The following is a 17,887-nucleotide window of genomic DNA, read 5'->3' as shown; positions in this document are numbered from 1 at the left end:
TCCGGGGCCGTACCGCTCAGGTCGCCACCGGTTCGTGCCCCCGGTCGGCGAGGACGAGGGCGTGCTCGACGACGGCGACGAGGACGCTCTTGACCGACTCGCGGTCACGGGCGTCGCACATCACCAGCTCGACCTCGGGGTCGAGGTCGAGCGCCGCCCGCACGGTCTCGGTCGGGTAGCGGCGGGCGCCCTCGAAGCAGTTGACGGCCACCGTGAAGGGGATGCCACGCCGCTCGAAGTAGTCGATGGCGGCGAAGCTGTCCTCCAGGCGGCGGGTGTCGGCGAGCACGATCGCGCCGAGCGCGCCCTGCGCGAGCTCGTCCCAGAGGAACCAGAACCGGTCCTGTCCGGGGGTGCCGAACAGATACAGCACGAGGTCCTCGCGGAGCGTGATCCGGCCGAAGTCCATGGCGACCGTGGTGGTCGTCTTGGCCTCGACGCCGTGCAGGTCGTCCACGGGACGGCCCGCCTCGGTGAGGACCTCCTCGGTCCGCAGCGGCCGGATCTCGCTGACCGTGCCGACCAGTGTCGTCTTGCCGACCCCGAAGCCGCCCGCCACCAGGATCTTCAGCGTCACCGGCTCGACGGGGGTCTTCTTGCGGCTAGAGCGCCCGAAGGCCATTGATCACCTCGCGGAGGATGCTCACGTCCGGCAGCTGGGCCGGCGGAACGGGGCGGGTCACGTGCACGAGTTCCTCGTCGACGAGGTCGCCGACCAGGACGCGGACCACCCCGACGGGGAGGTCGAGTCCGGCGGCGAGCTCGGCGATCGACTGGGGCTGTTCCGAGCAGCGTTCGACGATCTCCACGTGTTCCGGGGAGAGCGACTGGTCGCGTCCGGGGTCGTCGGCGGCGGGCTCGGGGACCACCACGGCGATGAGGTCGAGCCGGTGACGGCCCGCGGCGCTCGTCCGGCCGCGGGTCATCGCGTACGGGCGGACGACGGGCCCGGCCTCGTCGTCGAACCAGTGGTGGGGGGCGGGCGTCTCCCGGCCGGGGGTCTCCCGGCCGGTCCGGCCGCGCTCGGCTGCGTCGCTCATGCGGGGCGGCTCACCCTCCCGTGGGCAGACCGGTCCGGGGGGCCGTGCCGAGGTGGGTGCCGACCCGCTTGACCATCAGGGTCATCTCGTACGCCACCTGGCCCACGTCGGAGTCGGCGTCGGCGAGGACGGCGAGGCAGCTGCCGTCGCCCGCGGCGGTCACGAAGAGGAAGGCGTCCTCCAGCTCGACCACGGTCTGCCGGACCTTGCCCGCCTCGAAGTGGCGGCCGACGCCCTTGGCGAGGCTGTGGAAGCCGGAGGCGACGGCGGCGAGGTGCTCGCCGTCCTCGCGGCTCAGGTCCTTCGACGCGCCGGTGGGCAGGCCGTCGCTGGACAGCACCAGGGCCTTGCGGATGGCGGAGACGCGCTGGACCAGCTCGTCGAGGAGCCAGTTCAGCTCGCCGTTGCCGTGGGCGGCGCTGCTGGAGTGTGCTGCGGCGTTCGGTGCGGTCATCGACCGTCCCCCTCGGGTGTCGTTCCGTGTGCTGTGGTGTCGTCCGGTCCGGTGCCGTGCCGGCGTCCGCGCTGCCAGCCGCGCTGCATGGCGGCCATCCGGGCCCGCACCTCCTCGGCGTCGCGCTCGACGTCGTCCTCCGCGGCGGGCCGGTCGGCGGGCGCCGGGCCGGCCGCGGGCGCGGCGCCCTGCGGCGGCTCGGGCTCGCGCAGCTGCGGCACCAGGCTCGCCTGGCGGACGCGGCGCGGAAGCCCGTCGAGCCGCTCGGGGCCCTGCACCGGCGGGACCGGGGCGGGGGCCGGGGCCGGCGGGGCCGGAGCCGTGACGGCCTCGGTGCCTTCCGGGCGTACGGGGACGAGCGTGGGGCCGGTGGTGCGCGGCGGCAGCCGGCGGTCCGGTCCTGGGGCGGGGTGGGCGCGGCCAGGCTCGTCGAGCCGGCGTCCGTGGTCGACGACCAGGGTCGGCTGGCGGCGGCGCGGCAGCGGCACCGGGCCGTGCGTGCCGTCCTCGCCGGCCGGGGCGTCCTCGCCGTGGCCGCCGGTCTGGTCGGGGGCCTGCTGGTGCTGCTCGCCGGCCGGGTTCTGGCCGGGGCGCCGGCGCTGGGGGCGGAAGAGGCCCCCGCGCTCGCTGTCGCTGTCGAGGAGGTCCGCGGAGCGGTCGAGGAGCGTGCCGATGTCCTCGGGGCCGAAGGGCGGCTCCAGTTCGACCGGGCCGTCCACGGGGCGTTCGAGCGCCCGGTCGGCGCCCGCGTCGAAGGGTCCGCCCCGGCCACCGGCCCGGTGTCCCGGGCCCGTCTCGTCCGCCAGATCGGGCACCCGCGCGAGGGCGGGCCGGCGCTGCGGCAGGGGGGCCTCGCCGAGCACGCCCGCCGTCGCCCCGGAGGTCGTACGGGAAGGTCCGGAGGGGGCGTGCGGGGCGGTGCCGTCGGCGGTGCGCGGGTCGGGGGACGTGCGGTCGAGGCGGAAGCCCGCGCCCTGCGTCTCGGGGGCGTCGGTGAGCAGCGCGGCCGGGATGAAGACGACCGCGGTGGTGCCGCCGTACGGGGAGGTCTGGAGCGAGACGCGGACGTTCTGGCGCTGGGCGAGGCGGCTCACCACGAAGAGGCCGAGGCGGTCGGTGTCGGAGAGCTCGAACTCGGGGGTCTCGGCCAGCCGCAGGTTGGCGTCGAGCAGGACGTCGGGGCTCATGCCGAGGCCGCGGTCGTGGATCTCCAGCGTGAAGCCGTTGGCGACGCGCTCGCCGAGGACCTGGACGGCGGTGTGCGGCGGGGAGAACACCGTGGCGTTCTCGAGGAGTTCGGCGATGAGGTGGGTGAGGTCGGCGACGGCGGGGCCGCCGACGCCGAGCCGGGGCAGCCGGCGGACCTCGATGCGCTCGTAGTCCTCGACCTCGGCGACGGCGGCCCTGACCACGTCCATGAGCTGCACGGGCTTGCGCCACTGGCGGGAGGGGGCGGCGCCGGAGAGGATCACCAGGCCCTCGGCGTGCCGGCGCATGCGGGTGGTGAGGTGGTCGAGGCGGAAGAGGTCCGCGAGCTCCTCGGTGTCCTCGGTGCGCCGCTCCATCGTGTCGAGCAGGGTGAGCTGACGGTGCAGCAGGACCTGGTTGCGGCGGGCGAGGTTGACGAAGACCTCGGAGACCCCGCGGCGCAGCTCGGACTGCTTGACGGCGGCCTCGACGGCGGCGCGCTGGAGGGTGTTGAGGGCCTGGCCGACCTGGCCGACCTCGTCCTCGCCGTACCGCAGGTGCGGGACCTCGGTCTCGACGTCGACGTGCTCGCCGGCGGCGAGGCGGCGCATGACGCTGGGGAGGCGGACGCCGGAGACCTCCTGCGACTCCTTCTGGAGGCGGCGCAGATCGCGGACGAGGGAGCGGCCGATGCGGACCGAGATGCCGACCGAGGCGAGGAGGGCGAGGAAGCCGAGGACGCCGGCGACGCCCGCCTTGAGCAGGACGCTGTACGCGGCGGGCTGGACGCGGTCCTGGTAGCGGTCGCCGGCGGCGGTGTTGGCGCGGGCGAGCTCGTCCAGGACGGGGCTGGCCTCGTCCTGCCAGTAGGCGGGGGTGACGGACCGGGGCCGCTCGGTGGGGCCCTCCTTGACGAACGCCTCCTCGGCCGTGCGCAGGGCCGAGGTCTCGGGGCTGCGCCAGTACTGTTCGAAGCGCTGGCGCTCGGCGGCGGGCAGGAGTTCGAGGTTGACCTCGTAGAACTGCTTGCGGACGGCGATCAGGTCGGAGACGGCGCGGATCTCCTGGGCCGTGACGCGGTCGGCGACGAGCGCGGAGAGGACCAGGGCGTCCTCGCGGGAGAGGAGTTCACGGGCCCGGGTGACGCCGACGAGGGCGCGGCCCTGCTTGTCCATCTCGACGTTCTCCAGCGCGTGGAGGGTGACGAGGAAGCTGTAGCAGGGGTCGACGAGCCGGTTGTAGAACTCCAGTGCCTGGAGGCGGCCGATACTGCGCTTCTCGACCGAGCGGCGCAGGGAGGAGATCTCCTCGAAGGCGGCGAGGAGCGAGTTGAGCTTCTGGGTGGTGACCGGGCGCATCTCCTCGCGGACGCCGGGGTCCTCGGCGTTGGCGCGGATGCGGGCGATCTGCCGGTCGGTGGCGAGGCGGGCCTCGCGGAGCTGGGTGAGGGCCTCGGAGCCGCGCGGGTCGGCGAGGTAGACGAGGGACTGGCGGCGTTCGAGCTGGATGACCCGGGCCGTGTCCTCCAGGGGGTAGCCGACCTTGTCGACGATGTAGCCGACGTCGAGGAGCTGGTCGGCCTCGCGTCCGGTGAGGACGGTGGCGAAGCCCCAGAGGCCGGTGAGGGAGACGAGTGGTACGAGGAGCAGCGCCACGATCTTCCGGCGGATGGACTTCCCGCGAAAGCGCATGGCCTCCCCCAGTACGGCCCCCGGCCACGGAGGTCCCTCGAACGGCGTCGCCGCGTCAACACGGCGCGTCAACCTTCGGTTTCAACAAACGGCGGCGTGAGCCTACTACTGCATCGCGACCATCTCGAAGGTGTGTCTGGTCGATTTTCAGCCTCTTGAGTGAGCGTTGATCATGAGATGTCCTGGTATTCCAGGAGTTCGGATCGGCCACTGTGGTGCAGGACACGTGGAGGGGCACGATTTCCCGCCCTGGGCGCAATGGCTGGAATCGTTCGTTCCGTTCGTGATGTCGGGTGACATGGGGAAACCTTTTCCCTGTCCAGAGCGTCATGAAGTACGGGGGAACGTGCCGTCCGAGGGCGGACGGGCCGAGGGCGGGCCGTCCGCGTCGTGTAGAACCGCGGGAAGCGGGCAGCCACCCCTGGGAGCACCGTGCGGTGGGGAGTGACAGGACATGGATGACGAGACGCGGACCGCGCGTCAGCTGTGGGTGGAGGACGAGCGGGGACGGCGGAGGATGCCGGATCCGGTGCGGAACGCGGCCGTGCGGGCGGTGATGATCAGCTCGGTGACGATCATCCTCGCCGTGGTCGCCTTCCTCACCTCGGTGACGGGCTCCTGGCTGGCCTATCCGATGACGATAGCGGCCGTGGTCGCGACGGTGGTGGCCACCTGGAGCGTGCTGGACATCTGGATCACCCGCCAGGTGTGGCGGCAGCGCGCCGGTGTGGTCTCCGAGCCGAGCAGCAGCGCGTACGCGGCGCGGCGCGAGCGGGTCGCGGAGGAGCGGGTCGCCTGATCGACTCCACGAAGAAGGCCCGCCCCCTCGTCGAGGGGGCGGGCCTTCTTCGTGACTACGGCGCCGCCGGCGGTTCCTGGTCCTGGTGGCGGCGGAACATCCGGGTCGCCGTGATCTCGCCGTGGATCGTCTCCCCGTCGGCGGCCGGCTGCGGCAGGCCGGGACGCAGGTGCTCCTCGACGCTGATGTACTTGAGGCCGGCGCGCAGGTCGGCGTCGTTGCGCAGCCGGATCACCAGCGGGAACTCGGCGAGCGCCGTGGTGTCGAACAGGCCCGTGGTGTACAGCAGCTGGACGCCAAGCGCGTCCGACACGGCCCGCTGGAGCTCCAGCAGATACGTGGCGTTGGCCCGGCCGATCGGGTTGTCGAGGAAGAGCGTGCCCGCGTGCCGGTGCTTGTCCCGGCCCCGGTCGTTGGACCGCAGCGCCGCCATCGTGCAGTACAGGGCGATGGCCGCGGTGAGCAGCTGTCCGCCGGAGAAGACGTCGCCCATCTGCCCGACCGGCACCCGCTCGGCGCGCAGCACCGCGTCCGGCTTGAGGATCTCGACGGCGACGCCCTTGGGTTCGAGCGCCGCCTGCACCCCGCGCAGCAGCAGCGACATGCCGTCGCGGCGCAGGTCGGAGTTCTTCCGCACGGCGGCCCGGGTCGCCTCGTCGACGACCTCGCCGAGCCGTTCGGTCAGGGTCGCCTGGTCCGGCTCCTCGAAGCGGATCCGCAGGAACTCCTGGCCCGACCACTCGCCCAGGCCCTCCGGGAGCCGGGAGAGCCGCTGGGCGGAGCGGAGGGTGGCGAGCGAGGTCTCCACGAGTCCGCGCAGCCGGTCCACGATCGAGTCGCGGTTGCGCTCCAGCTGGGCCAGCTCGTCGGTGAGGACCCGCAGGCGGGGCGCGAACGCCTCGGCCCACTTGGCGGCGTGCTCGGGCAGCGCGGAGGCGGGCAGTTCGCGGATCTGCTGGCGGGCGGGGGTGCGGACCTGCTCGTAGCGGGTGGAGTTGGCGTGGCGGACGAGGATGTCGCTCGCCTCGCGGACGGCCGCGTCGGCGGCGGAGAGCTCGGCGGTGCAGGCGCGCAGCGACCTGCGGGCCTCGCCCGCGGTGGTCCTGGCCTCCTCCAGGGAACCGGGGTACGGCTCCTGCTCCTCCCGCTCCTCCTCCGCGTGGTCGCGCAGCAGGTCGCGCAGGAGCGCGGCGGTCTCGTCGAAGCCGCCCGCGGCGTCCTCGGCCGCCCGGTGGTCGCGCAGCAGCCCGGTGTGGGCGGCGCGGGCCGCGTCCAGGGCGTCGGCGCGCGCGGCGAGTTCGGTGCTCGCGGTACGCAGCAGGGCCTGCGCCCGGTCGGCGTCGGCCGGGACCAGCTCCTCCGGCAGTTCGGTATGGGACCCGCCGTCCTCGGGGGCCAGCCGCTCGGCCTCGCCGCGGAGCCGGCCGAGCTTCTCGCTCGCCTCGGAGGCGCGGGTCTCCAGCATCTGCACCAGGGCCTCTGCGCGGGCCGCGGCGGCCTGCCGGGACGGGCCGTCGGCGCCGTCGGTGGACTCCAGGAGCTGCTCGGCGCGGGTGCGGACCTTGTTGGTGAGCCGGTCCAGCTCGGCGAGGGCGGCGGACTCGTCGCTCTCGGCGCGGGCCTGCTCGGCGCGCAGGTCGGCGCCGACGCCGACCTTCTCGTACACCTGGGAGGCGGCCCGGTACGCCTCGCGGAGGGTGGGGAGGGCGGCGCGGGGCGCGGTGGCGTCCTCCTCCGGCAGCTGCTCGGGGGCGCCGGCGATCTCGGCGCGCTCGGCGCGCAGCGCGCGGGCGGTGCGGTGGGCGTCGTCGGCGGCGCGCTGGGCGGCCCTGCGGTCCTCGTCGGCGGCCCGCGCGCGCTCCAGGCAGGTCTGGGCGCGGGCCTCGGACTCGGCGGCGTCGTCGGCGAGCTCGCGGAGCTTGGCCTGCCAGGCGGAACGCTCGCGGAGCCGGAAGGCGAGGCCGGCGAGGGCGTCGGCGGCCCGGCGGGCGCGCTGGGCCGCCTCCTGGCGGTCGTCGCGGACGGCGAGGGCCTCCGCGGCGGTCTCCTCGGCCTCCGCGCGCGTGGCGCGGGCCTCGTCGAGGGCCCGGGCGGCGGTCTCGGCGGTCTCGCGGGCGGTGGCGGCGACGGCCGCGAGCTCGGCGAGCATGCCGGGCGGGCAGTCGGCGCGCCAGGCACCGATCCGGGCGGCGAGGGCGCGGTCGCCGGCGAGCCGGGCGGCGAGGGCGCGGATCTCCTCGTCCCGGGAGGCGGCGCGGGCGCGGAGCGCCTGCCGCTCCTCGTCGGCGGCGTGCTCGTCGTGCATGGCCGGGTTCGGCGGCACCAGGAAGACGCCGGTGTCCTCGCCCGCCTCCAGGGCCGGTACGGGGGCGAGGAGGGCGGCGGCGGTGCCGACGGCGACGGCGGAGCGGGGCAGCAGGGCGGCGGAGCCGAGGGCCTCGCGGGCGCGTCCGTACGAGACGGGGTCGGTGATGACGACTCCGTCGACGAGCTCGGGGCGGGCGGCGAGCACGCGCGCGTGGTCGGCGGGGTCGACGGACTGGGCGAGGTAGCGCCAGCCGGGGAGGGCGGGGATGCCGTGCTCGCCGAGGAACTCGACGGTGGCGAGGACGTCGGGGCCGGGCGGCAGCAGGCCGCCGTCGCCGAGGGCGCCGAGAATGCGGGAGTCGTCGGCGGCGGCGGTGCGCAGGTCGAAGAGCTGGCGCTCGGCCGAGGTGACGGCGCCGTCGAGCAGGCGGCGCAGCTCCTCGGCGTAGCGGTCGAAGTCGGTGACGGAGAGCGGCGGCTGCGCGTCGGACCCGCCGGTCCTCGCGCCGGTCTCGTCGGCGGCGCTCTCGTCGTCCTCGGGGGCCTCGCCGTCCGTGTCGGCGGCGCGCTGGCCGGGGAGCGGGGAGCCGGAGCCGGGCAGGCCGAGGAGTTCGGCGAGGCGTTCCTCGCCGGCCAGTGCCTCGGCGGCGCGGCGCTCGGCGTCGTAGGCGTTGCCCGCGGCCTCGGCGGCGTCGGCGGCGCGGGCGGCGGCGAGTTCGGCGCGGGACTCGGCGGCGGCGGCCTCGCGGGCGCGGTCGCTCGCGGTGCGGGCCGCTTCGCGGGCGGCGTCCCAGGCGGCGACCGTGGTCTTCTCGGCGTCGGCGGCGGCGAGGGCGGCACGGGCCGGGTCGGCGTCGGGGGCGGAGTCGTCGAGCCAGCCGGCCCGGACGGCCTCGGCGGTCTCCTGCTCGACCTCGGCGAGGCGCTGGCGCAGGTGACCGGCCTCGCTGCGGGCGCGCTGGGCCTCGGTGGCGGCGGCGGTGGCGTCCCGGTGGGCGGCCTCGCCGGCCTCCTGGAGGGCGGTGGACCGCTCCTCCTCCTCGGCGGCGTGCCGCTCGCCCTCCTCGGCGGCGGCGGCGAGGGCCCGTACGAGGTCGGCGGCGGCCGAGGCGCGGGCGGCGAGGGCCGGGGCGGCGTCGCGCTCGGCCTCGCGGATGGCGGCGGCCACGCGCGCGGAGCGGTCTCCGGCGGCGCGGTGGCGGAGCACCGACTCGGCGGCCTGCCAGGCGGAGTGCAGGGTGCGGGCCTCGATGAGCTCGCGGCGCTGGGAGGCGGCGCCCTTCTCGGCGGCGGCGAGCGCCAGGGAGGCGTGCCGGTAGGCGAGTTCGGCGGCGATGAGGGCGGCGCGCTCGCGGGCGGTCTCGGCCTCGGAGACGGCGTGGCCGGCGGAGGTGACCTGCTGGGCGAGTTCGGCGGCGCGGGCGCGTTCGCCGGCGGCGCGGCCGGAGAGGCGGCGGGCGAGGGTCCGGGTGCGGCTCTCGGCGGCGGCGTGCACCTCGCGCGCGTGCGACCGGGTTCCGGCGGCGTCCACGATCCGGTTGAGGAGGTCCGCGGAGCCGGCCGTGAAGTCGCGTTCGGCGGTGAGTTCGGCGCGGCGGCCGAGCTTGTTGCCGAAGCCGCCGACGAGGTCGGCGAGGCCGTCGGTGTCCCGGGTGTCGGTGACCGCGCGGAGGAGGAGGTCGGTGAAGTCGGAGTCCTTCTTGACCGCGAAGAGACCGGCGGCCTCGCCCTCGTCGGCGTTCATCTCGCGCTGGTAGCGGAAGAGTTCGGGGTCGAGGCCGAGGTCGCCGAGGTGCTCGTTCCAGCGGTCGTGGATCTCCTCCCACACCACGTCGAGGTGCGGGTACGCCTTGCCGGCCTCGGTGAGGGCGTCGCGGAAGCCCTTCATGGTGCGGCGGCGGCCCGAGGCGCCGGAGGCGCCCTCGGCGGCGGGGCGGACGGAGGTGGCCTCGGCGACCGGGAGGTTGTCCAGGCTGAGGCCGGGCCCGGGGCGGAAGGAGTACCACGCCTCCGCGAACTTCCTCGGGTCGTTGGAGACCTGGCGGCCGCGCCACTCGCTGGCCTTGCCGACGACGACGAGTTCGCCGGTGAGGGTGTGCTGCCACTCCAGGGCGACATGGCCGCAGTCGTCGGCGAGCAGGAACTTGCGGAGCACGCCGGAGCTGGCGCCGCCGAGCGTGTTGCGGTGGCCCGGGAGCATCACCGAGAAGATGAGCTTGAGGAGGACGGACTTGCCGCCGCCGTTCTCCAGGAAGAGCACGCCCGCGGGGGCGGGGCGGCGCGGCGGGCCGACCGGCTCCTCCTCGAAGAACTCCGCCTGGGTGGGGGCGGGGTTCGGCACGGGGGCGCCGACACCGCGCAGGTCCAGGACGGTGTCGGCGTAGCGGGCGCCGGCGGGGCCGATGGAGTAGAGGCGGACCCGGGACAGCTCGTACATGGCGAGGGACTCTCGTGCTCTCGTGCTCGGGGAGTTCGGTGGGGCGAGGCGGCGGCCCGGGGGACGCGGGACGGGTGGGGTTACGCGTGGAAGGGGAGGCCCGCGTCGGCGGCGAGGGCCAGGTCGTCGCCCTCCGGGGGCGGGAGGAGGGTGGCGGTGCCGTCGCTGACGGGCACGATCCCGAGGTCGAGGAGTTCGGTCAGGGCGGCGGAACCCGCCATGTCGCGGACCTGGAGCTGGTAGCGGGCGGTCGTGCGGTAGGAGCCGCCGCTCTCGTCGCCGGTGCGCTGGAGGAAGCCGGAGTCGGTGAGGAAGGCGACGGCCTTGGCGACGATGCCCGTGGTGGAGCCGGCGAGGCGGCGGGCGTCCTTGGTGGCGCCGGTGGTGGAGCGGCGGGACCAGATGCGCCAGGCGGCTTCCAGGCCGGGGGCGTCGGAGGCCGGGTCGGTGTTCTCGCCCTCCTCCTCGGCGCGCTGCTCCAGGCGGAGACACGCCTGGCGGACGAAGGAGTCCACGCCGTTGACGGTGAGGCGGCCGATGTACGCGTCGTCGGCGAGGTCCTCGGGGCGCGGGAAGGCCATCGCGGCGACGGCGAGGTGGGCGAGGCCGTGCAGGAACCGGTCGGCCGAGTCGGTGTTGGCGCGGCGGGCGTAGTCGCCCATGCGGACGGCGAAGACGGAGTCCTCACCGGCGGTGACGGCAATGCCGGCGCGCGGGGAGACCTCGAGGACGATCAGGCCGAGGCCGGTCGCGACGGCGTCGGCGAGCCGCGCGAAGGCCGGGTCCTCCTGGTAGCGGCGGAGCAGTTCGGCGTACTCGGCGTCGCGGGCGGGCAGCAGCTTGGGCTGGAGCCCGAAGGAGACGAGCCGCGCGGCGTCGGCGGCGTCCGCGGGGGTGACGGCGGCGGGCGCGGAGGCCGGGGCCGGGGACCGGGGGGACTCCTGCTCGCTCCACGCGTCCGGGTACTCGGTGTACTCGGTGTGCTGGACGGCGCTGTCGCTCACGGCTGGGGCTCCTCGGTGCGGCTCTCGTTCGGTACGGCTGCGGTGCCGGCGGCCCGGGGCAGGGGCAGCGGCACGGGGGTGACGGCGGCGGGCGGCACGGGGGCCTCGCCCGGCGCGGGCGACGGCACCTCCGGGGCGCCCCCGAGGCGCACGGCACGGACCATGGGCAGGTCCCTGCGGCGCACGGCGGCCCGGGTCGCCTCGGGCAGGGGCACGGCGCCGAGGCGGGGCCGGTCGCCGGGCTCGCCGTCCGGGCGCCGCGCGGCGGGCGCGCCCGCGCCGGCGGGCGCGTCCACGAAGGGCGGCCGGAGGCGGGGGCGGGGGGCGGTCGGCTGCGGTGCCGGGGGCGGGGGGGCTGACGCTGGCGGGGCGGGCGGTTCCGGCGTTGTCGGCTCGGGCGTTGTCGGTGCCGGCGTTGTCGGTGCCGGCGTTGTCGGTGCCTGCACGGGCTCGGCGACGGGCGGCTCCGCGAGGACCGGCGTGCCCGCGAGGATGGGTCGCTCAACGAGGACGGGCAGCTCCGCCAGGACCGTGGGCAGGGGCTCGGGTTCCCGGAGCCACGCGCGCGTGGGCCTGGTCGGGCGGGCGGGTGCCTGGGGGCCCTGGCCGGCGCCGGCGGGCGGGGTGGTGTCGGAGACGTACGTCACGTCGCCTCCGTACGGTCCGCGGCCATGCCGACGGCGTCGAGGAGCGCCGTGCCGACGATGAGGTCGGCGCCGCCGAAGCCGGGGTCGTCGAGCGGTGTGCCGTCGTCCACGGCGAAGAGCAGGCGCTCCTCGCCCTGGCGGTAGGCGGTGCCGACGGGCGGGCTGGCCGCGTGGACGGCGAGCAGGGCCACCAGGTAGGCGAGGTCCTCGCCGCCGCCGGCGCGGGCCTCGGCGAGCAGGCCGGAGAGCCGGCGCGGGGCGTCGTGCTCCAGCTCCAGCAGGGCGAGCGCGTCGGCGAGCTGGCGCTCGCTGAAGCGGGAGTCGTCAGGGGTGGCGATCAGCTCCGGCTCGGGCATCTCCGCGCCGAGGTGCTCGCGCTCGACCGGCGGCGTGAGCAGCAGGTCCACGAGGTCGCCGAGGCGGACCGAGGCGGGGGTGCGCAGGCCGGTACCGCGCGCGAAGAAGGCGTCGGTGACCCGGGTGGCCCGCTCCACCGGGAGCGGCAGCACGGGCGCGACGAGCTGCCCGTACAGGTCGAGGCCGGTGTAGCGGGTGGGGGCGGCGAACGCCTGGCGGTCCTGCTCTGCGCGGAAGAGCGGGCCCGCTTCCAGGAGCCGGGACTGGAGCTGGGTGTGGCGGCGGATGCAGTCCTTGACGATGTCGACCAGCTCGGCGGCCCGGCGCTTGTGCTCGGGGTCCTCGGCCTCGTCGCGCGCCTTGCGGATGTTGGTGAGGATCGCGTTCTCGTGGCGGTAGCGGTCGGCGACGTGGTCGAGCGCCTCGGCGATCATGTCGGGGACGCTGTTGAGCCAGTCCACCGCGCGCACGTTGCGCCGGGTGGCCTCCAGGGTCCTGCGGAGGGTCTCGGCGTACTGGACGGTCCGGTAGCGGGCCTGCTCGGCGGCGAGCTGGGCGTCGGCGAGGCGGCCCCGGCTGATCAGGACCTCCAGCTTCACCTCGGCGGCGATCTGCGCGCTGGTGACGTCGGTGTCGAGGGCGCCCACGAGCACGTTGACGGCCTCGTCGGTGGTGCGGAGGCAGACGGTGCCGCCGTACCCCGGGACCTCCTCGATGAGCTTGAAGTCGTAGTCCCGGCGGACGTACACGCCGTCGGTGCCGAAGGTGCCGTAGACGGCGCGGAAGCCGCGGTCGACGCTGCCGACGTTGATCAGGTTCTCCAGCACCCAGCGGGCCACGCGCTCGTGCTCGGCGGCGGGGCGGGCGGGGGCCTGGGCGGCGACGCGGGGCAGCAGCCGGGCGACGACCTGGTCGTGGTCGGCGCCGGTGTCGAAGTCCATGTGGAGGGTGACGAGGTCGATCGCGGCGAGCGCGACCTCCGCCATCGCGTAGACCGTGTACTCGCCGGCGAGGTTGGCCTTGCGCGCGTCGAGGTCGTGCAGCGGCGCGGTGCAGGCGAGCGCGCGCAGGCGCCGCGCGAGCCCTTCGTCGGCGGCCGGCCCCTGCGCGGGGCGCGGCCCCGCGCTGAGCTGGGGCGGAGCGAGGTCCGTCGAGGCAGGCGAAGTCACGGTGCACAGAGTAGGTCCTCGCACTGACATGGGTCGAAACGGCGCAGAAACCACCGCCCCGGGCCCGCCCCGGGCGGTACCCTCGCGCCCGCGCGCCCCGGCGGCTACTCCTGAGCCGGTTCGTCCACGGCCCGGGCGTAGGCGGCGCCCACGCGGGCGATGGAGTCCTCCAGGTAGCGGGCGAGGAGGCGTTCGGCGGCGGCCCGCTCCCCCGCGCGCAGGGCGTCCAGGATCTCCTGGTTGCGGACGAGGTAGGGCTCGTGGAGGGCCCGGGGGTCGTCCACCACGTGGAAGGCCAGCCGGAGTTCGGCGAGGACGCCGCGCATGAGCTCGTCGGTACGGGCGCTGCCGGCGAGGGCGACGAGTTCGCGGTGGAAGTGGATGTTGGCCGTGGAGACCCCGCGCCAGTCGCCGTCGCGGGCGGCGGCCTCGCCCTCGGCGACGGCGGCGGCGAGTCCGGCGACCGGGAAGGGCGGGCTCCCGAGGCCCCGTACGACGGCGCATTCGACGAGCCGGCGGGTGCGGTAGATGTCCTCGACGTCGTCCACGGCGAGGACGCGGACGAAGACCCCGCGGTTCAGCTCGTGGACGAGCAGCCGCTCGTGGGTGAGGAGCCGGAACGCCTCGCGCAGGGTGTTGCGGGAGACCCCGAGGGCGCCGCCGATGCTCTCCTCGGAGAGCCGGGTGCCGGGCGGGAAGAAGCCCTCGGCGATGCGGGTGCGGAGGATGTCCGCGACCCTCTCCGCCGTGCTGGTGCGCCCGAGCAGCGCGCGGTCGTCCGCCAGTCCCCCGGTGCTCCCGGTCGTCCCGGTGCCGCTCGCGTCCACGGTCCCCTCCCTCGCGGGCCGGCCGGCCCGTCCTCGTCCCGGCCGCCGAGTCAACCGCAGTTTCGCACCGGGGACAACAGCCCCCTTGTCGAATCGTTGAACAATCCCCTACCTTGGCGCCACCGCACTCGGTCACCACCGGAACACGCACCGCCCCCTCGTACGTCACTCAGGCACGCCTCCCCACCTGCGAGGTGCAGATGAGCACGACACAGACCCGGCAGCACTCCCCGGACGACCGACCCGACGCGACGGGCGCGTTCGGCTGGCTGCGCGCCCTCGGCCCGCGCGGACGGCGCGCCTTCGGCGGCGCTTTCGGCGGGTACGCCCTGGATTCCTACGACTTCTTCACCCTGCCGCTGTCGATGGTGGCGATCGCCGCCTACTTCAACCTCGACAAGGGCCAGACCGGACTGCTCACCACGGTGACCCTGGTGGTGTCGGCGGTGGGCGGCGCCCTGGCCGGTGTCCTCGCCGACCGGGTCGGCCGCGTCAAGGCCCTGATGATCACGGTCGGCACCTACGCCCTCTTCACCGTGCTCTGCGGCTTCGCGCCCAACTACGAGACGCTCCTGGTCTTCCGGGCGCTCCAGGGCCTGGGCTTCGGCGGCGAGTGGGCGGTCGGCGCGATCCTGGTCGCCGAGTACGCCTCCGCCCGGCACCGGGGCCGTACGCTCGGCGCCGTGCAGTCGGCGTGGGCGGCCGGCTGGGCCCTCGCGGTGATCGTCTACACCCTGGTGTTCCAGTTCTTCGAGGCGGACCTGGCCTGGCGGATCCTCTTCTGGACCGGGGCGCTGCCGGCGCTGCTCGTGGTCTGGGTCCGGCGGAACGTGGAGGACGCCCCGCAGGCGGCGGCGGTACGCGAGGCCAGCACCGAGCGGGGGTCGCTGCGCGCGGTGCTCCGGCCGGGGCTGCTGCGCGTCACGCTCTTCGCGACCCTGCTCTCCACGGGCGTGCAGGGCGGCTACTACACGCTCGCCACCTGGGTGCCGACCTTCCTCAAGACCGAGCGCGGGCTGACCGTGGTCGGCACCGGCGGCTATCTGACGCTGCTCATCTCGGGCGCCTTCATCGGCTACCTGACGGGCGGCCATCTGACGGACCGGATCGGACGGAAGCGGAACATCGCGCTCTTCGCCGTCCTGTCGGCGGCGTCGGTGATCGCGTACACCCAGATCCCGGCCGGCGCGAACACCCTCCTCCTGGTCCTCGGCTTCCCGCTCGGCTTCTGCATGTCGGCCATCTTCAGCGGCTTCGGCTCCTTCCTCGCCGAGCTGTACCCGACGCCGGTGCGCGGCACGGGGCAGGGGCTCACGTACAACACCGGGCGCGCGGTCGGCGCGATCTTCCCCACCCTGGTCGGCTTCCTCTCCGAGAGCTGGGGCGTCGGCGGGGCGCTGGTCTTCGGCGCGGTGGGGTACGGACTCGCCGTGCTGGCGCTGCTCGGTCTGCCGGAGACGCGCGGGAAGGAGCTCGGGTGAGGGCCCTCGGCCTCTGACACCGGCCCGCCGCCTCCCCGCGCGCGTACCGCCCGACAACGCACCACAGCATGACAGCACCACAGCACCACAGCACCACAGCACCACAGCGCCTGCGAAGGGAACAGCACCATCATGAGCGGGGTCTTCATCGACCTGAACGCCGATCTCGGCGAGGGCTTCGGCCGCTGGACGCTGACCGACGACGAGCGGCTGCTCTCCGTCGTCACCAGCGCCAACGTGGCCTGCGGCTTCCACGCGGGGGACGCGGTCACCATGCGGCGGGTGTGCGAGCTCGCCGCCGCGCGGGGGGTACGGATCGGGGCCCAGGTGTCCTACCGGGACCTGGCCGGATTCGGGCGGCGCGCCATGGACGTGCCGTCGGCGGAGCTGGCCGCGGAGGTGGCGTACCAGATCGGGGCCCTGGAGGTCTTCGCCCGCGCGGCCGGCTCCCGGGTGGCGTACGTGAAGCCGCACGGGGCGCTCTACAACCGGGTGGTGCGGGACGCGGAGCAGGCCGCCGCGGTCGTCGACGGGGTGCTGCTCGCGGGCGGCGGGCTGCCGGTGCTCGGGCTGCCGGGTTCCCGGCTGCACGAGGCGGCGGAGCGGGCGGGGCTCCCGGTGGTCGCCGAGGCGTTCGGCGACCGCGCCTACCGCGCCGACGGCTCCCTGCTGCCACGGGGGCAGGAGGGGGCCGTCGTGCACGACCCCGACGCGGTGGTCGAGCGGTCGGTGGCCCTCGTCCGCGCGGGCGCGGTGACCGCGCACTGCGGGACGCGGGTGCCGGTCCGGGCGCGTTCGCTCTGCCTGCACGGCGACACCCCGGGCGCGGTGGAGCTGGCCCGGCGCGTCCGGGCCGGCCTGGAGTCCGCCGGGGTCACGGTGGGGGCCTTCGCGTGAGGGTGCTGCGGGTGGGCGAGCGCGCCCTCCTGGTCGAACTGGCCGACCGGGCCGCCGCGGAGGCCCTCCACGCGGAGGTGCTGCGGCGCCGGGCGGCGGGCGCGCTTTCCGGGGTGCGGGAGGTCGTGCCGGCGGCCCGGACGGTGCTGCTCGACGGGGTGGACGAGCCGGTCCGGCTCGCGGCCGAGCTGCCGGGCTGGGAGCTCCGGCCGGGGCACGCGCGCGTGGGCGAGGTCGTGGAGGTGCCGGTCCGCTACGACGGGCCGGACCTGGCCGAGGTGGCCGCCCGCTGGGGCGTGCCGCCCGCGGAGGCGGTACGGATCCACTCCTCGGCCGAGTTCCGGGTGGCGTTCTGCGGCTTCGCCCCCGGCTTCGGGTACCTCACGGGGCTCGGCGCGCGCTACGAGGTGCCGCGCCGGGCGACGCCCCGGACGGCGGTGCCGGCCGGGGCGGTGGCGCTGGCGGGGCCGTACACGGGGGTGTATCCGCGCTCCTCGCCCGGCGGCTGGCAGCTGATCGGCACCACGGACGTGGTCCTGTGGGACACCGGGCGCGAGCCCGCGGCGCTGCTCTCCCCCGGCACGCGGGTGCGGTTCGTCCCGGCGCGGGACGGCCTCGCGGGGACGGGGGCCGGCCGGTGAACGACCGTGCCGTCGCGGTCGTCCGGGCCGGCGCCCTGACCACCGTGCAGGACCTGGGACGGCCCGGGTACGCGCACCTGGGCGTGCCCCGCTCCGGAGCCCTGGACCCGGCCGCCGCCCGGCTGGCCAACCGGCTGGTCGGCAACGACGAGGGGGCGGCGGTCCTGGAGACCACCGTGACGGGCTGCGCCCTGCGCCCCCGGAGCGCGGTGACCGTGGCCGTGGGCGGCGCGCCCTGCCCGCTCCGGGCCGACGGCCGTCCGCTGCCCTGGGGCACGGCGGTCCGGGTCCCGGCCGGTGCGCTCCTGGAGGTCGGCCCGGCCGTGGGCGGGCTGCGCTCGTACGTGGCGATCGGCGGCGGGATCGCCGTCGATCCGGTGCTCGGCAGCCGCTCCACCGACCTGCTGTCCGGTCTCGGCCCCGCGCCGGTGGCGGACGGGGCGGTGCTGCCGCTGGGGGCGGCCCCGGCCGTACGGGGGTCGGTCGACGCTCCCCCCTGGCCGGGCCCGCCGGACGAACTCGTCCTGCGGGTCCGGCTCGGGCCGCGCGACGACTGGTTCACCCCTGGGGCGCTCCACACCCTCACCACGCGCGCGTACCTGGTGTCCCCGGCGAGCAACCGCATCGGCCTGCGCCTCGACGGGCCGTCCCTGGAGCGCGCCCGCGCCGGGGAACTGCCGAGCGAGGGCATGGTGCTGGGCGCGGTGCAGGTGCCCCCGGACGGGCGGCCGGTGGTCTTCCTGGCCGACCATCCGACGACCGGCGGCTACCCGGTGGTGGCGGTGGTGCGGGAGGCGGACCTGGGGGCGGCCGCGCAGGCGGTGCCCGGGACGCCGGTCCGCTTCGTCACGGCGCCCTAGGGCGTGTCTGACAATTGGCGTCGGATCAGGCCGGGTCGTCCGGTGCGTGCGATCGGCGTGCGGCCGGGGCGCCCTTGTAGCGGAGCTA

At 75.8% G+C, this 17,887-nt stretch carries 14 protein-coding genes; 5 read left to right on the top strand and 9 right to left on the bottom strand.

From position 1 onward, the window contains the following. Nucleotides 1-16: 16 nt before the first annotated feature. Genes ACIGHB_RS33885 through ACIGHB_RS33870 form a run of 4 tightly spaced genes read right to left on the bottom strand, consistent with a single transcriptional unit; the run spans nucleotide 17 to nucleotide 4,373 of the window. Nucleotides 17-622: an ATP/GTP-binding protein gene (locus ACIGHB_RS33885; RefSeq protein WP_360319527.1), complete on the bottom strand. Its 606-nt coding sequence runs from the start codon at nucleotides 620-622 to the stop codon at nucleotides 17-19. Beyond that, the gene (locus ACIGHB_RS33880) at nucleotides 603-1,040 is read right to left on the bottom strand and encodes a DUF742 domain-containing protein (protein WP_360319525.1); all 438 of its coding nucleotides are present in this window, start codon (nucleotides 1,038-1,040) and stop codon (nucleotides 603-605) included. The genes ACIGHB_RS33885 and ACIGHB_RS33880 overlap by 20 nt, the downstream gene beginning before the upstream one ends. Before the next feature lie 10 nt (nucleotides 1,041-1,050). Further along, on the bottom strand, nucleotides 1,051-1,494 hold the full coding sequence (locus ACIGHB_RS33875; protein WP_360319523.1) for a roadblock/LC7 domain-containing protein: 444 nt from the start codon (nucleotides 1,492-1,494) through the stop codon (nucleotides 1,051-1,053). Then, entirely contained in the window at nucleotides 1,491-4,373 is a 2,883-nt protein-coding gene (locus ACIGHB_RS33870) for a nitrate- and nitrite sensing domain-containing protein (protein WP_399918643.1), read from the bottom strand. Before ACIGHB_RS33870 ends, ACIGHB_RS33875 begins: the two co-directional genes overlap by 4 nt. A gap of 454 nt (nucleotides 4,374-4,827) precedes the next feature. On the opposite strand from ACIGHB_RS33870, the gene ACIGHB_RS33865 reads away from it, so the two are divergent. After that, nucleotides 4,828-5,172 (top strand): hypothetical protein, encoded by a 345-nt coding sequence (locus tag ACIGHB_RS33865; RefSeq protein ID WP_360319519.1) that lies wholly within the window; start codon nucleotides 4,828-4,830, stop codon nucleotides 5,170-5,172. A gap of 55 nt (nucleotides 5,173-5,227) precedes the next feature. Here the strand turns inward: ACIGHB_RS33865 and ACIGHB_RS33860 are convergent, their stop codons facing one another. The 5 genes from ACIGHB_RS33860 to ACIGHB_RS33840 all read right to left on the bottom strand — a co-directional run bounded on the left by ACIGHB_RS33860 (nucleotide 5,228) and on the right by ACIGHB_RS33840 (nucleotide 13,920). Further along, nucleotides 5,228-9,916, bottom strand: coding sequence for a hypothetical protein (locus tag ACIGHB_RS33860; protein WP_399918641.1), 4,689 nt, complete (start codon nucleotides 9,914-9,916; stop codon nucleotides 5,228-5,230). 80 nt (nucleotides 9,917-9,996) lie between these two features. After that, entirely contained in the window at nucleotides 9,997-10,920 is a 924-nt protein-coding gene (locus tag ACIGHB_RS33855) for a hypothetical protein (RefSeq protein WP_399918639.1), read from the bottom strand. Further along, nucleotides 10,917-11,216: a hypothetical protein gene (locus ACIGHB_RS33850; protein WP_399918637.1), complete on the bottom strand. Its 300-nt coding sequence runs from the start codon at nucleotides 11,214-11,216 to the stop codon at nucleotides 10,917-10,919. Before ACIGHB_RS33850 ends, ACIGHB_RS33855 begins: the two co-directional genes overlap by 4 nt. Before the next feature lie 347 nt (nucleotides 11,217-11,563). Beyond that, nucleotides 11,564-13,093 carry a hypothetical protein gene (locus tag ACIGHB_RS33845; RefSeq protein WP_399918635.1) on the bottom strand — a complete coding sequence of 510 codons (1,530 nt, stop codon included), beginning with the start codon at nucleotides 13,091-13,093 and terminating at the stop codon, nucleotides 11,564-11,566. Between the two features lie 104 nt (nucleotides 13,094-13,197). Next, nucleotides 13,198-13,920 (bottom strand): GntR family transcriptional regulator, encoded by a 723-nt coding sequence (locus tag ACIGHB_RS33840; RefSeq protein WP_360322126.1) that lies wholly within the window; start codon nucleotides 13,918-13,920, stop codon nucleotides 13,198-13,200. Nucleotides 13,921-14,120: 200 nt separating this feature from the next. On the opposite strand from ACIGHB_RS33840, the gene ACIGHB_RS33835 reads away from it, so the two are divergent. The 4 genes from ACIGHB_RS33835 (at nucleotide 14,121) to ACIGHB_RS33820 (ending at nucleotide 17,799) form a co-directional block, all read left to right on the top strand. Beyond that, nucleotides 14,121-15,401, top strand: a complete 1,281-nt coding sequence (locus ACIGHB_RS33835) for an MFS transporter (protein WP_360322129.1) — start codon at nucleotides 14,121-14,123, stop codon at nucleotides 15,399-15,401. A gap of 132 nt (nucleotides 15,402-15,533) precedes the next feature. After that, entirely contained in the window at nucleotides 15,534-16,298 is a 765-nt protein-coding gene (locus tag ACIGHB_RS33830) for a LamB/YcsF family protein (RefSeq protein ID WP_399918633.1), read from the top strand. After that, the gene (locus ACIGHB_RS33825; protein WP_399918631.1) at nucleotides 16,295-16,939 is read left to right on the top strand and encodes an allophanate hydrolase subunit 1; all 645 of its coding nucleotides are present in this window, start codon (nucleotides 16,295-16,297) and stop codon (nucleotides 16,937-16,939) included. The genes ACIGHB_RS33830 and ACIGHB_RS33825 overlap by 4 nt, the downstream gene beginning before the upstream one ends. Next, nucleotides 16,936-17,799 (top strand): biotin-dependent carboxyltransferase family protein, encoded by an 864-nt coding sequence (locus ACIGHB_RS33820; protein WP_399918629.1) that lies wholly within the window; start codon nucleotides 16,936-16,938, stop codon nucleotides 17,797-17,799. The genes ACIGHB_RS33825 and ACIGHB_RS33820 overlap by 4 nt, the downstream gene beginning before the upstream one ends. The last annotated feature ends 88 nt before the right edge of the window (nucleotides 17,800-17,887 follow it).

The organism is Streptomyces sp. NPDC085460 (genome assembly GCF_044541975.1).
Classification (GTDB): Bacteria; Actinomycetota; Actinomycetes; order Streptomycetales; family Streptomycetaceae; genus Streptomyces.
Note: the sequence above shows the minus strand (reverse complement) of the source record. Positions and strands in the feature narration are given on the sequence as shown.